This window comes from Kitasatospora sp. NPDC007106, assembly GCF_040634455.1.
Classification (GTDB): domain Bacteria; phylum Actinomycetota; class Actinomycetes; order Streptomycetales; family Streptomycetaceae; genus Kitasatospora; species Kitasatospora arboriphila.
The window spans coordinates 1-1,099 of sequence record NZ_JBEYFP010001421.1; the positions used below are offsets into that span (position 1 = coordinate 1).

Genomic DNA, 1,099 nt, shown 5'->3' on the forward strand with positions numbered 1-1,099 from the left:
GACTCCGGGCGGGGCAGTGGCTCCTGCGCGTCCGGCGAGGGCGCCAGCTCGGCCGGGCAGGCCGGCAGCGGCGCGAGGAACGACAGCAGGTGCCGGACGACCGCCCCGGCCACCGCCCGCAGCGCGCGCAGCACCTGCGCCGCACCGCCGAGCGCGGCCGCACCGAGGCGCAGCCACACCGCGGCGGCGAGCGCCAGCGCCAGGTGCGCCAGCAGCACCAGCAGCCGCAGCGAACCGGCGGACTGCCCGGCGAGACCCGACAGCATCGGGCTGCCGTCCACCGAACCGCCGCCGCAGACCAGCAGATCCACCCCGTGCGACCGGGCGGCGACCGTCGTACAGCCGTCCTGCCCGAGGTTGAACGCGGTGTTCAGCAGCAGCTCGACCGGGACCATCACCGCCGCCAGCCGCCCCAGGCCGTGCCGGGCGCCGTCCAGCACCAGGGCCACCAGGAACACGGCCGCGGTGCACGCCAGGACCAGCGTCACGGGCAGCGGCCGACCCGTCAGCACGACCTGGCCCAGGGCAGCGAGCGGCACCGCGAGGGCGGTGAACACCGCGGCCCGCAGAACCCTCGTCGCCCGGCTCTCGGTCATGGACAGCGAGTATGCCAGGTCGTGGATCAGGACGGTGTAAGCGTCCGCACGGGTGACACGGCGTCAGGAACGCCCGCCCCGCGCCCCCGCGGGCATACCCTGGAGACCCGGGAAGAGGGTGGTCAGCGTGCCGCACGGAGCCGAGCCCACCGCCGCCACGGTCCTCGGCGCCTGGATCTCCCGGCAGACCGAGACCCTCGCCGACCTGGCGGCGGCCGTCCGCGCCGACGAGCCGGACGCCGTCCACCGGATGCGGGTCACCTGCCGCCGGCTGCGCAGCACCCTGCAGGCCTACCGGCCGCTGATCGGCGCCGACACCACCGCCCTCGTCACCGCGCTCAAGGACCTCGCCTCGGCCCTCGGCGCCGCCCGCGACACCGAGGTCCTCGCCGAACGGCTCACCGCCGAGGCCCGCGCCCTGCCCGAGGACTGCCGGCCCGACGAGGTCGCCGCCGCGCTCGCCGCCTGGGCCGCCGAACGCACCGCGGGCGCCCGCCCCGAGG

2 protein-coding genes are annotated in these 1,099 nt (G+C 77.3%); one reads left to right on the forward strand and one right to left on the reverse strand.

All coding sequences use genetic code 11. From position 1 onward, the window contains the following. On the reverse strand, nucleotides 1–596 hold a 596-nt coding region (locus ABZ641_RS38955), incomplete at its 3' end, for a hypothetical protein (RefSeq protein ID WP_359989445.1). Between the two features lie 127 nt (nucleotides 597–723). On the opposite strand from ABZ641_RS38955, the gene ABZ641_RS38960 reads away from it, so the two are divergent. Continuing rightward, a partial coding sequence (locus tag ABZ641_RS38960; RefSeq protein WP_359989447.1) for a CHAD domain-containing protein occupies nucleotides 724–1,099 on the forward strand: 376 nt, incomplete at its 3' end.